Origin of the sequence: Holdemanella hominis, assembly GCF_014306155.1 — a bacterium.
Taxonomy (GTDB): Bacteria; Bacillota_I; Bacilli_A; order Erysipelotrichales; family Erysipelotrichaceae; genus Holdemanella; species Holdemanella hominis.
The window spans coordinates 1-13,526 of the sequence record NZ_JACRWH010000061.1 but is presented as its reverse complement, the minus strand read 5'-3'; the positions used below and the strand labels follow the sequence as shown (position 1 = coordinate 13,526).

Genomic DNA, 13,526 nt, shown 5'->3' with positions numbered 1-13,526 from the left:
ACGAATCCATAGCCATTGCGGTTATGAATCACCAAATCAATATGAGAATAATTATTATTCAAAACATTAGAATTTAAAATTTATCTATTTTATGAGTCCTTTTTCTTGACGTAGTACCAGATGCATATCTTCGCAGATCAAGAATCTATCGAATTGAGCGTTTCTCAGTATTGTAAGCTTCATGGTATATCTGACAAAGCATTCTACAATGCAAAGAGCAGATATAAATGGGCTACTGAAGAACCTTCTCTTGTAGCTGTTGAAGGGAATGATGATATTGGATCTTCAAACACTGGATGCATCCGTTTTAAATTAAATAGTATGCGTTTTGAATTTAATGTATCTGTTCCAGACAAGGATATACAAAGAATCATAAAAATATGTTTGTCGTTATGATTAGTTTTGATGATATTCCAGAGATCTATATTGTAAAGAATGTTACAGATCTGAGAAAAGAAATTGATGGATATGCATCTATCGTTCAGGATGCGTTGTTAATATTCTGCAACAAACATAGAAATAAAATAAAGTGTATGTACTGGGATGGAAATGGATTCTGGCTTCTGTATAAAAGGCTTGAAAAAGAGCATTTTCAGTTTCCGATTCGTGATAATGGCATAGCTACAATAACGAAGCAGCAATTGAGATGGCATCTTGAAGGTTTAAGGATGGAACAGAAAAAAACTTTTGAAAACAAGTTATATAAATACGCATAAAACGCTTTATTTACAGTCTTTTTATGCGCATTTGTGGTATAATACATATGTATGGTAAATGTTGAAGATATTAATAAATTAGAAGAAAAGTTTGAAAAATGGACCGTGAAGAGCTGAAGGAATATGCGACTGGAGAAACGATTTCTAAAATGACATATCTGGATCAGCTAGTATCCATGAAAAGAAGTAAGTTTGGCTCAACTTCTGAAAATGCTTCCCTTATTCAATGAAATCGAAAAGATACTTGATAATGTGAATCCGGATGATTTATTGGAGCCTGAGGTCAAAAGCACAAAAAAAGGCAAGAAGAGAAAGCCAAAATCAAAAGAGAATGATTATTCAGATTTGGAAATAAAAGAAACAATTCATCATTCAATAAAAGACAGATCATGTCCAGAATGTGGTTCTTTGATGAAAGAGTTAAAGCCAACGATTTCGTATGAGTTAAAATACAAACCATTTTGTCTTATTGAAGGCAGCGTAGGCATATAATAAATATGTTTTGGGAACACCACTATATAGACAAGAACAGGATCTAAACAGGCAAAATATATGCATCAATCGTCAAAATATGAGCAACTGGATGATTGCTCAAATGATTATCTGGAATATGTATTCGATCAGATGTGTGACGACTTTAAAAAGCTGGAGACTGTACATTTGGATGAAACACCACTTCAAATCATTGAAGACTGTAAGGACGGTCGAAAAAAGGGATATGTGTGGATGGGAATGAGCGGAACATTCGAAACCATTCAGATGGCGCTGTTCTTCAGTCCAGGAAATCGGAAATACGAAAATGCGACGATAATTCTTGGAGAAGACAGTCAAGCTATAGCTCACAGTGATGGATACGAAGCATATCATAAGGGTATTTGTCTGATGGTTGTAGGATGCATGTCGCATGTACGAAGAAAGTTCGTAGAAGCACAGAAAGCATCCGTTGGAAGAAAAGAAATTCGAAAGCTTTCCACAAGAGAAGAAAGGATCGAATATCTTGACAGCCATCCTGGATATAAAAATATTCTGATAGCGATCCATTATATAAACAAACTGTTCAAAATTGAAGAAACATTGAAAAAAGAAGGTTCAACACCAACCGAACGCTATAAGAGACGTCAGGAAGAGTCGTTACCTATATTCAATGAGTTTTTTGTGTACCTTCATGAAATAGAAGGCCAATACCTGCCAAAAGGAAAATGGGATCAGCAATCAGTTATACATTCCATAAAGAAGAGTATCTAAGAAATTTCTTTAAAGATGGTCGCTGTGAATTAAGCAATAATCTAGCTGAACAAAGAATCAAACCATTCGTAATAGCCAGAAAGAATTTCTTGTTTTAAAATACAAAAAAAGGAGCTAAAGCAAGTACCATATATTTAAGTTTGATAGAATCCGCAACATATAAATATCTGGAATATGTGTTGGATATATTGAGCACCAAAGGATTATCAAATGAAATCAAAAATAGTGTGTTGCCGTACTCTAAACAGCTGCCAAAGAATCTATATGTAAAAAAAGAATAGATTCGATTGACAATGACATTGTATCATTTCAAAGCGAATCTTTTAATTTGTCGAATAAATTTTGTGTGCTAATTCTTGATCTGCAAAATCAACAATGAGGATACCATAATTCTTTTTTTTGCAAATCATAGTCCTTTAAGTGTGCGTTATTATTCTTTGCGTAGTTTTTTTGAATGACCAATCTTACCTTTACCACTCGTGGAGGTAAAATTTAAATAGAATGTAGAATCATTGGACATAGAGTTTTCTAAACAATATTCGATGGCTTGTATCTTATCTTCTACATCATAATTATAACTTGATTATTACGACACGGGCAGAGAAATTATTGGATAAAAGCATAAAAGCACCATTTTGGTGCTTTTAGTGGTTTTGGTGAAATATTCTAAAATAAATATAAATGTCAAATCCAGAATGATGTTATAATAGATGCATGCTGATTAATGTATATGTAGAATACAATCGCCTACGCAATACCTTTACATATTCTTGTGATTGTCATGTTGAAGTTGGTTGTCGAGTCCGTGTTGAATTCAACAATCGTACACTTGTAGGATTTGTCGAAGAAGTAGATGTAGAAAGCGATTTTAAAAATATTAAGCCTGTCATTGAAGTCATAGATGAAAAGCCATTATTAAATAACGAATTAAAGGTATTGGCAAATTATATGGCTGATTTTTATGCCAGTTCGAAAGTGACTTGTTATAAAACAATGCTGCCACCAGCTCTTCGTCCTTCTAGTAAGCATTCAAAAATTATCTATGAAGATTATGCGATATTAAATGATTCTGATTTACCATTAACATCAAGACAAAAAGAAGTGCTTCATAGTTTTACCTATCCATGCAAGATGAGTGAACTTAGAAAAGTAAGTCCATCCATCACAAAGGTTTTATTAGATAAAGGTTATATTATTCTTGAAAAAAGAATTAAGGATTCTAATACATGTGTAAGTGAAATTGCGGATGTTACACATTCTTTAACTTCTGAGCAAGTGTCGGCGATTGAAACCATTCAAAACACCAATAAAACGGTCTCTTTACTTCATGGCGTGACTGGTTCTGGTAAAACCGAAGTCTTTTTGCGATTGGCAGAAAATGTATTATCGACTGGAAAACAAGTTCTATTTCTTGTTCCTGAAATAGGTTTAACACCGATGATGATACAAAGAGTACAGGCGCGCTTTAAACAAAAGATTGCGATTTATCATTCAGGATTGAATGCGCAAGAAAAGCTAGAACAATATAATTTAGTAAAAGATCATAAAGTCGATATCGTTGTAGGTACGCGGAGTGCTTGTTTTATGCCGTTTTCTTCTTTAGGCTTGATTTTAATGGATGAAGAACACGATTCTAGCTACAAACAAGATAATACACCACGCTATCATACGCGCGATATTGTCTTATTTCGTGCGGCCTATCATAAGTGTAAAGTCGTATTGGCAAGTGCGACACCTTCTTTAGAATCGTACGCAAGAGCTTATAAGAACGTCTATGAATTGATTGAACTTAAAAATCGCATTCATGAAATGCCGGAAATTTGTTTGATAGATATGAAAAAGGAAAGAATCACAAACGGCTTATCTGAAACATTGCTTCAAGCTATTCATGAGCGTCTTTCTAAAAATGAACAAGTGATCTTGCTTTTAAATCGAAGAGGCTATTTACCCATTGTTCGCTGTAGTGATTGTGGTCATGTACGCATATGTCCAGATTGTGGTGTGGCTTTAACCTACCACAAAAATCAAAATGCCTTGGTATGTCATTGTTGTGGAAGACAATTTCCATTTATGGAAGAATGTCCAAGCTGTCATTCTAAGAACTATTTTAAAGCCGGTATGGGAACTGAGCGTTTGGAAGAACAGATTCTAGAAATCTTTAAGAATCATCATGTCGTTCGTATGGATGCAGATAGTACACGAAAAAAGAATGCTCATGAAAAGTTGTTAAGAGAATTTGAAGAGTCTGGAGATCTATTAATCGGTACGCAAATGGTGGCTAAAGGCTTGGATTTTGAAAGAGTGACTTTAGTTGGAATTTTAAATGCGGATGCCGCGCTTTGTCGAAATGACTACAGGGCTAGTGAGACAGCGTATGAAATGTTAGAACAGGCGAGTGGAAGAAGTGGTCGTGGAAAGCTAAAAGGACAAGTTATGATTCAAACATTTGATTCGGATCATTTTGTGATGCGATGTGTTCAAATGCATGATTATAAGATGTTTTTTAATCAAGAAATGCGCTATCGCCATTTAGGGATGTATCCACCCTATGTGTATTTATGTACCTTAGTATTTACACATTTTGATTTGCAGGAAGCCTATAAAATGGCGCGTGTTGCGAAATCGTATTTTACTTCTTTGCGCGTATTGGGTCCGATTGAAATTCGTATGCAACAAAAGAAGCATCGTGTGCGCTTGATTCTAAAATCAAAGGACGATCAATTATTACACAAAATTGTGCGAAATTATTTGGATGAAACAAAATATGTTGTGGATGTGAATATGCATCCAATTATGATGGAGGAATAGAATGAGAAAATGGATATGGAAAGCCTTAGATGAAGTTGTGAATAAAAAAGTCTATTCCAATTTATATTTAAGAAATCATTTACAGGAAGTGGATGAAAAAGATCGTGCATTGGCTACACGCATTTTTTATGGAACCATTCAAAATTATCGTTATTGTAAAGAATGCTGGTCAAAGTATGTGAAGAATAAATTGCACCCTAAAATGGATGTGTTATTGACAATGAGTACATATCAGTTGTTGTTTTTGGATAAAGTCCCAAGCTATGCGATTGTCAATGATGCGGTCAATATTGCCAAAAAGATCAATGTGAAATATGCGGGTTTGACAAATGCCGTATTGCATAAGGTCAAACCGATTGAAACGGACAATGTAGCCTTAAAGTATTCATTGCCCGATTGGCTTTATAAGATGTGGGCTTCTCAATATGGACAAGAAAAAGCTTTGATGATGGCAAGTGCAAGTGTAAATATATTACCCATGTATGTTCGTCGAAATACATTAATGACTAGTGAAGCTGATTTTGATTTGGATACGTTTGTTTGTGTTCAAGATCCATTATATATTTATACAGGTAATGATTATTTTCATCATGACTACTATCAAAAAGGTTATATGAGTGCCCAAGATGAGGGGAGTTTTGCGATTGCAAAATTTGTTGATCCTAAGGAAAATGAAAGAATTCTAGACTGTTGTGCAGCTCCAGGAACAAAGACTATGGCCATGGCCGAAAGGATGCATAATCAAGGTCATATTGATTCGTATGATTTGCATGCACATCGTAAAGAATTGATTGATAGTGATGCCAAACGCTTAGGCATTGATATTGTACATGCAGGTGTACAAGATGCGACAACATTTAAAAGTTCTGTGTTATATGATCGTATCTTATGTGATGTTCCATGTTCAGGCTATGGCGTATTATCTAGAAAACCAGATATTAAATTACACATGGTTCCTGAAGATATGGATTCGTTGATTCCGTTGCAGTATTCTATTCTGAATAATGTATGTCAATATGTAAAGGTGGGGGGAGTCTTAGTCTATTCCACTTGTACGATGAATAAAAAAGAGAATGAAAAACAAATTGAGAAATTTTTGAGTGCGCACGAAGAGTTTTGTCTTGTGGATGAAAAAACCATTTTTAGTGATACAAGACAAGATGGCTTCTATATGGCAAAACTAGTGCGTAAATGATATAATGAACGGTAGAAATTGAGGTGCTATTTTGGAAAGTTTATACAATTTAAATTATGATCAAATGTGCGAATATGCCCTAGATCACGGATGGAAATCGTATCGTGGACATCAGATCTTTCAATGGTTGTATCGCAATCGTGTATTTGACATTGATGAAATGAGCAATGTATCAAAGGAAACAAGAGAAATCTTAAAGAAAGATTTTATTGTGAATCCTTTAGAGTTAATAAAAAAACAAGTTTCACATGATGGAACAACAAAATTCTTGTTTAAAACAAGTGATGGTGCACTACTTGAAAGTGTTATGATGGTCTTTGACTATGGTCGCAGTGTTTGTGTTTCCAGTCAGGTTGGCTGCAACATGGGCTGTGCATTTTGTGCGAGTGGCTTGACAAAGAAAAAAAGAGATCTAACAAGCGGTGAAATGGTTGCCCAGGTTATGTATGTTCAAAAAGAATTGGATAAAGATAACTTGCGCCTTTCACATATTGTTGTCATGGGTACAGGAGAACCTTTTGATAACTATGATAATGTCATGAATTTTTTGGCAACAGTAAACCATGATCGTGGTTTAGGTATTGGTTCTAGACATATTACGATTTCAACTTGTGGCATTGTTCCAAGAATCTACGATTTTGCCAATGAACATACACAATACAATTTAGCCATTAGTTTACATGCGCCAAATGATGAATTGCGTGATAAATTAATGCCAGTTAACCATGCATATCCATTAAAAGAGTTGATGGAAGCTGTTAAGTATTATGGTCAGGAAAACAATCGTCGTTTGACTTTTGAATATATTTTATTAAATGGTGTTAATGATCGTCCTGAACATGCCAAACAATTATCAAAGCTTCTTCATGGAATGAATGCATATGTCAACTTAATTCCATACAATGCGGTAGATGAAAAGGGCTTTAAATCGGTAAGCCACGACGAAGCTATGGTTTTTTATGATTTGTTGATGAAGAATCATGTTCGTTGCACGATTCGAAAAGAACATGGTAACGATATCGATGCGGCATGTGGACAATTAAGAATCAAAGAAATTAAAAAGGAAGGAATTTAGGCGGATGAAAGTTTTTGCGAATACAGATGTAGGTCTTGTAAGACAATTAAATGAAGATGATTATTGCATCGCTCATAATGCCAATGATGAATGGATGGCCATTGTCTGTGATGGTATTGGTGGTGCAAAAGCAGGAGAAGTGGCGAGTCATACAGCGGTAATGACTATGTATGAAGCATTTATGAAGTCTCCTGTATTTGAAAAAGATCGTCAAGTTGACAACTGGATTCGTGAAAATTTAAATCAGGCGAATGATTTCATTTATTCAAAAAGCTTAAAGAATTTCAATGAAAGAGGTATGGGGACTACGGCAGTGGGTGTCATCAAAGCTCATATTGGGACGTTTATTTTTAATGTGGGAGACTCAAGAATCTATGCGGATTATAATAATGAACTGATTCAAATGAGTGAAGATCATAGTGTCATTGCCCAATTATTAAAAGAGGGTAAGATCACTTTAGATGAAGCAAAGTCTCATCCACAAAAAAATACATTAACAAATGCCTTAGGCGTATGGCATGTTTTCCGTATTGATATCAATAAGATTGAAAATACATATAAATATTTGTTGGTTTCAAGTGATGGATTACATGGATATGTTGAAAAGAAAGTGATTTCGGATATTGTACATGACTCGAGTCTTTCTTTACAGGAAAAAACGGAAACATTGATTGCCAGAGCTAATCAATCAGGTGGTTATGATAACTGCACAGTTATCTTAATGGAGAATGATGGAGAATAATAACTATGATGATGGAACAAATAGCGAACCGCTATGAGATCTTGTCTTTGATTGGTCAGGGTGGAATGGCGGATGTCTATAAGGCAAAGGATACGATATTAAATCGTATTGTGGCAATCAAAGTTCTGCGTGATAAATTAAGTGGGGATGCGATGGCATTAGTGCGCTTTCAGCGTGAGGCAAGTGCAGCGAGTCGTTTATCACATCCAAATGTTGTAGATATATATGATGTTGGTGAATATGAAGGTATGCACTATATTGTCATGGAATATATTCGTGGTCGAACTTTAAAAGATTTGATAGCACAGCGCGGAGCTTTAGGTGTGGATGAGGCCATTGCCATTATGAAACAATTGATCAGTGCAATTGATCACGCGCACGATCATAACATTATTCATCGTGATATCAAACCGCAAAATGTGTTGGTAAAAGACGATGGAACGATTAAAATTACAGATTTTGGGATTGCGGTAGCCCATGGTTCTGTACAGCTAACGTTTAATAATACGGTTATGGGTTCAGCCCATTATTTAGCGCCAGAAACAACACAGGGTAAAGAACCAAATGCACAAGTGGATATCTATTCATTGGGTATTGTATTCTATGAATTGTTAACGGGGCACGTTCCTTTTACAGGAAAGACACCGACAGAGATTGCGATCAAGCATTTGCGTAAACCAATGCCTTATGTGCGTGATTTCAATCCGGATATTCCACAGTCTGTTGAAAATATCATTTTAAAGGCGACCGCAAAAAATTTAGATGACCGTTATGTATCTTGTAAAGAAATGCTTTATGATTTAATGCATTGCATGGATATAGAATATCGTGATATGAAGCGTATCAAGGTGGATGCAAGTTCGAATAAAGAATTGATGAAATATGATAATGGGCATATTGATTTTGAAGATGAAGAGTCTGAAAAAGAAGAAAAGAAAAAACCAAATTGGATTCCAGCTGTCATGATTAGTGCTGCTGTTGTGATTTCTATTGTTGTACTTGTACTCATTGCCAGCATTACAGGCATAATTAAGATTAGTGGCTTTCTGGGCTATCAAACAATGCCGAATGTAGTGGATTTGACACCAGATGAGGCCATCGATGTGTTGCAGAATGCGCATTTTAACACTTCAAGAGTAACGTATGTTTATAAGGCGAATGATAAGTATGAAAAGGGAAAAGTCATTAAATCTTCTTATAAAGAGGGTGAAGTGATTTTAAATGATGCGAAAATTGTTTTAACCGTTTCTAAAGGATCTACCTATTTAGTACCAGACTTTACAGATGGCTCGTATTCGCAGGCTGCTTATGAATTAGCAAAGAATTGTCCAAATGTGCAGATTGAAGTTGAACATGAAGGCTCAAAAGATATGGATCCAGGTATCGTTTTACAACAAAAGGGTTTAACGCCAGGAAAACGTATTGATCCAGACAGTAAGGAAACTATTACTTTTGTGGTAAGTACCTATCCTTCGATTGTGATTCCTTCGGACTTGATTGGTCAAGACGTATTGGATGCCAAAGATGAATTGAATGATTTAGGAATTGCGGTTGTCTTAAGTCATATTGAAAATGGGCAGGGCAGCAATAAGGTCATAAGTGTATCGCCAGATGTTGGAACTGAATATATACAGGAAGGAACAAACAGTGTTGTGACACTGTATTATGATTAATATGCAGAAAGGAAGAATTATAAAAATAATTTCGAATCAATATACGATTCAAAATGAAAAAGAAGAAATCATTGCCAAACCAAGAGGTAAAATGCGCCAGCATGAAGCGCCAGTCGTCGGGGATTTTGTCGAATATGAAAAGATTGAGGATTCATATCGTATTCATAAAGTTCTTTCACGAACAAATCGTCTTTTAAGACCGGCTATAGCCAATGTAGATCAAGCTTTGATTGTCACCAGTTTAAAAGATCCGGACTATTCTTGCCACTTATTAAACCGTTTGATCTTCTTAGTAGGCTTAGCAGGTGTCAAACCGGTGATTTGTGTGACCAAACTTGATTTATTGGATCGTCCCGAAGAAATTTTGGCGGATCTTGAAAAATATAAAAAGGCGGGATATGATGTGGTTTTCTCAAATCCTGGTAGTGATGATAAAGAATTACAGGAAATCTTAAATGGAAAAGTGTCTGTTTTATGTGGTCAGTCGGGTGCGGGTAAAAGTTCTTTATTGAACCGCCTAAATCCTGATTTTGAATTACAGACACAAGCCATCTCTAAAGCTTTGGGTCGTGGTAAACATACTACACGCTATTGCCAGTTACACCATGTGTGTGATGGCTTGGTGGCGGATACGCCTGGATTTTCAAGCTTAGATTTTACAAGATTAGATACTTCGCATTTAGATGCGTGTATTCTTGATTTTAAACCATACATTCATACTTGTCGTTTTAAAGATTGCAGGCACTTGAATGAACCGGATTGTAAGATCAAAGAGGCTGTTGAAAATGGAGAAATCAATCCATCTATTTATGAGGATTATAAAAATATTATGGAAGAAAGAGGTAAAAAACTATGAATTCAATTGTGATTGCACCTTCAATTTTATCTTTGGATTATGCCAATGTGAGTGCACAATTAGAAATTTTAAAAGAATCTAAAGCAGAGTGGTTACACTTTGATGTGATGGACGGTCATTTCGTACCGAATTTAACGTTTGGACCTGATATTTTAAGAGGCTTTAAAAAGGCTTGTCCATTATTTATGGATGTGCATTTAATGGTAGAAGACCCAGAAACATACGCACCTATCTTTATTAAAAATGGTGCGGATCTAGTAACTTTCCATACAGAAGCTTTGAATAATGATTTGACTCGTATTCAGAAGTTATTGGATGAAATTCATGGTTTGGGTGCGAAAGGTGGTATTGTCGTAAAACCAAATACAGCCATTGAACCTTTTGAAAGTGTACTCAAATCTTGTGATCTTGTCTTAATTATGAGTGTTGAGCCTGGTTTTGGTGGCCAGAAATTTATGGCCGACATGCTTAAAAAAGTAGAGTGGTTAAAAGAAAAGCGTGAAGCATTGAACCTTTCATATCGTATTGAAATTGATGGTGGTATCAACCAGGATACGTTTAGATTGGCATTAAATGCAGGGTGCGACACATTGGTTGCGGGAAGCTACGTATTTAAAAATGACATTGCTAAAACAATTGAAGGTATGCTTGAATAAATGACTTGTGCGGTTTTAATTACACCACTCGTTGATGTTGTGCCAAAAATTGAAAATTGTGATTATATAGGTGTTGATGCTGGTGCATTAAAAATTATAGATCAGGGTTTTCCAATTAAAATGGCAGTGGGAGACTTTGATTCTTTAAGTGAAGAGGATTTTAAACGAATCACGTGTCCAATTGAAAGACATCCCATTATGAAGGATGAAACGGATTCAGAGCTTGCGATTCGTTTATGTAAAGATTATGATACGATCTATTTATATGGGGGCATGCAAGGAAGAATCGATCATACGATTGCGAATATTCGCTTGGCGATGTATCGTTTTCAAAATGTAGTGTTAATCGATGAGCACCAAAGAATATCTGTTATGAATGTAGGCGTTCATGAAATTGATGATTCGTATCATCATATTTCATTTTATCCTATTCAAGAGGGTGTGCTTTCTTTATCGGGATTTTTATATCCATTAGATAAAAGACGGATTCATATTGAAGAAATATATACGACAAGTAATTCTTTAACAGGGAAAAAGGGAATCGTTCGTGTGGATGAAGGTAGCTTTTTATGTGTACAATCCAACTGGAGGTAGTCTATGTTCTATGATGTAGCTATGAACTTTGTGATTGGAACCATATTAATGGTTGCGGGAGCCATCATGATATGGATTCCCAATCGTATTTTTACAGGAATCTTAATCGCATCTATTGTATTTTTATGTGTCAATGGCGTAGTTTTAATTATTCGCTTTGTAAAGAATAAAATGAATAAAGATTTTTTCTTTTCCATATTATCCTTTGTGTTTATGTTTTTCTTAATGAACTTTCGGTATCTTCCACAATGGATCTTGAGAGTAAATTTTGGCGGATATTGTATTCTTTGTGGATTTGCCTGTTTTGTTCAGCTTGTGATTAATCAAATCAATCATATTAAAAGAAACTTCTTTAACTTTGTGTTTAGCTTTATTTACATTTTCTTTGGCTTTTATTTGTTATTGAATCCAGACTTTCATACAGATCTTTTAATGCGTGCTTTTGGCATTTACTTTATGATCTTAGGTATGCGTTATTTTGGGGATGGATATGAAGGAATCAATCCTTTAACGAAATATAAATGGAAACGAAAAGTAAGAATCACACTTCCGGCTTTTCTTTGTGCTTTCGTTCCAGATGCGGCTTTGACAAGTGTCAACCGGTATTTAGAGGAGGGTAAGCCTGAAGATTTAAATACGTATAAGAAGGATGAGGTTGTTCGTTTAAAGGTGATTGTCCATGTCGGGCCCAAGGGCTTTCAAAAGGTTGGTCACATCTGTTTTGCGTATGATGATATTGTCTATAGTTATGGAAATTATGATAGTGACTCCTTTCATTTAAATCAAACGATTGGGGATGGCATTTTCTTTACGGTGCCACTCGAAAAATACATTCCGAATATGATTTCGGCAGAGAATAATTCCATTTTTGAATATGGTGTTTATACAACATCGAAACAGAATGCATTGATTGAAAAAGAGATTGAAAAAATTCGTCAGAATGGCTATCGTTGGTATACAAAGATTGAAAAAGAAGATGGATATGATCGTTTTAGTGAATATGAAATGGATTATCCAAGTCGCCTACATTATCGTACGGGAGCAAAGTTATATAAGGTCAAGAGTGGTAAATTTCATATTTACTGGGCTTTAGGTGATAATTGTGCATCTTTTACCGATTTGGTTTTGGGAACGTTAGGTGCGGATGTATTGAGTATACGCGGTATTATTAGTCCAGGAACGTATTTGGATTGGCTTCAAAAAGAGTATTTGAAAAAGAACAGTCCAGTTGTATTTAGGCGTATATATAAGGAATGGGATAGCTAGTGATGAATGGATATTTTTATAATGCAATCTAAGAACATTCATAACTTTAGTCATGAGATGAATTAGATATACATATGTTATAATATCGATGAGGAAAAACATGGAAGTTGTTAAAGGAAGAGGCTATGTCTATTCAATACAGTATCATATTGTATGGTGTGTAAAGTATCGTCGTGATGTCTTGAATGGACAGGTCGCAATAAAATTAAAAGAGCTGCTGACTCAGATTTCAAAGGATAATGATTTTCAAATTCTGGAAATGAATATGGAGGAAGATTACATCCGTATGCTGATCAATTGTACGCCGCAGCATTACATTCCAAATATTATAAAAGCTATGAAGGGTGTATCAGCCAGACTCTTGATGAAAGAGTTTGGGGATGATCTAAGATCCAAGTTATGGGGTGGACATCTATGGAATCCTTCTTATTTTGTAGCTACAGTTTCTGAAAATACAGAAGAACAGATTATAGAGTATATAAGAAGTCAAAAAAGAAAATAGCGAATCAATAAGAGGAGAAATCATCATGGAAAAGGCATTCAAGTATCGTATGTATCCAAATAGAGAACAAAGAATATTATTGGCCAAGACTTTTGGCTGTACTCGTTTTGTATATAATCATTACCTGGCAAAACGTAGGGATGCCTATGAAAAAGATGGAATCACATTAAGCTATTCGGCTTGTGCTAAGGATCTAGT

At 35.2% G+C, this 13,526-nt stretch carries 15 protein-coding genes and 1 pseudogene; all 16 read left to right on the top strand.

Annotation, left to right across the window (positions count from 1 at the left end):
• The first annotated feature begins 120 nt into the window (after positions 1 to 120).
• Positions 121 to 396 carry a hypothetical protein gene (locus H8911_RS10680; RefSeq protein ID WP_186999646.1) on the top strand — a complete coding sequence of 92 codons (276 nt, stop codon included), beginning with the start codon at positions 121 to 123 and terminating at the stop codon, positions 394 to 396.
• Entirely contained in the window at positions 381 to 716 is a 336-nt protein-coding gene (tnpB, locus tag H8911_RS10675) for an IS66 family insertion sequence element accessory protein TnpB (RefSeq protein WP_186999645.1), read from the top strand. Before H8911_RS10680 ends, tnpB begins: the two co-directional genes overlap by 16 nt.
• A gap of 98 nt (positions 717 to 814) precedes the next feature.
• Positions 815 to 946, top strand: coding sequence for a hypothetical protein (locus H8911_RS12775; protein ID WP_255466362.1), 132 nt, complete (start codon positions 815 to 817; stop codon positions 944 to 946).
• The gene (locus H8911_RS10670; protein ID WP_117926491.1) at positions 927 to 1,208 is read left to right on the top strand and encodes a hypothetical protein; all 282 of its coding nucleotides are present in this window, start codon (positions 927 to 929) and stop codon (positions 1,206 to 1,208) included. The genes H8911_RS12775 and H8911_RS10670 overlap by 20 nt, the downstream gene beginning before the upstream one ends.
• Before the next feature lie 10 nt (positions 1,209 to 1,218).
• Positions 1,219 to 2,059, top strand: a pseudogene (locus H8911_RS10660) (IS66 family transposase).
• 616 nt (positions 2,060 to 2,675) lie between these two features.
• Positions 2,676 to 4,769, top strand: a complete 2,094-nt coding sequence (gene priA, locus H8911_RS10650) for a replication restart helicase PriA (RefSeq protein WP_186999640.1) — start codon at positions 2,676 to 2,678, stop codon at positions 4,767 to 4,769.
• 1 nt (position 4,770) lies between these two features.
• A complete protein-coding gene (gene rsmB, locus H8911_RS10645; protein ID WP_186999639.1) occupies positions 4,771 to 5,964 on the top strand; it encodes a 16S rRNA (cytosine(967)-C(5))-methyltransferase RsmB in 1,194 nt (397 codons plus the stop codon).
• 31 nt (positions 5,965 to 5,995) lie between these two features.
• Positions 5,996 to 7,039, top strand: a complete 1,044-nt coding sequence (gene rlmN, locus H8911_RS10640) for a dual-specificity RNA methyltransferase RlmN (RefSeq protein ID WP_117926486.1) — start codon at positions 5,996 to 5,998, stop codon at positions 7,037 to 7,039.
• A 4-nt stretch (positions 7,040 to 7,043) separates the two neighbouring features.
• Complete coding sequence (locus H8911_RS10635) at positions 7,044 to 7,781, top strand: Stp1/IreP family PP2C-type Ser/Thr phosphatase (protein ID WP_117926485.1); 738 nt, start codon at positions 7,044 to 7,046, stop codon at positions 7,779 to 7,781.
• An 8-nt stretch (positions 7,782 to 7,789) separates the two neighbouring features.
• On the top strand, positions 7,790 to 9,454 hold the full coding sequence (gene pknB, locus H8911_RS10630; RefSeq protein ID WP_439649331.1) for a Stk1 family PASTA domain-containing Ser/Thr kinase: 1,665 nt from the start codon (positions 7,790 to 7,792) through the stop codon (positions 9,452 to 9,454).
• 1 nt (position 9,455) lies between these two features.
• A complete protein-coding gene (rsgA, locus tag H8911_RS10625; RefSeq protein WP_369410306.1) occupies positions 9,456 to 10,310 on the top strand; it encodes a ribosome small subunit-dependent GTPase A in 855 nt (284 codons plus the stop codon).
• Positions 10,307 to 10,966 carry a ribulose-phosphate 3-epimerase gene (gene rpe / locus H8911_RS10620; RefSeq protein ID WP_118114237.1) on the top strand — a complete coding sequence of 220 codons (660 nt, stop codon included), beginning with the start codon at positions 10,307 to 10,309 and terminating at the stop codon, positions 10,964 to 10,966. Before rsgA ends, rpe begins: the two co-directional genes overlap by 4 nt.
• Entirely contained in the window at positions 10,967 to 11,560 is a 594-nt protein-coding gene (locus H8911_RS10615; RefSeq protein WP_117926481.1) for a thiamine diphosphokinase, read from the top strand.
• 3 nt (positions 11,561 to 11,563) lie between these two features.
• Positions 11,564 to 12,826 (top strand): hypothetical protein, encoded by a 1,263-nt coding sequence (locus H8911_RS10610; RefSeq protein WP_186999636.1) that lies wholly within the window; start codon positions 11,564 to 11,566, stop codon positions 12,824 to 12,826.
• A 100-nt stretch (positions 12,827 to 12,926) separates the two neighbouring features.
• Positions 12,927 to 13,328: an IS200/IS605 family transposase gene (tnpA, locus tag H8911_RS10605; protein ID WP_186999635.1), complete on the top strand. Its 402-nt coding sequence runs from the start codon at positions 12,927 to 12,929 to the stop codon at positions 13,326 to 13,328.
• A 25-nt stretch (positions 13,329 to 13,353) separates the two neighbouring features.
• Positions 13,354 to 13,526 (top strand): helix-turn-helix domain-containing protein (locus H8911_RS12960; protein WP_186999634.1); only part of this gene is annotated, 173 nt, incomplete at its 3' end.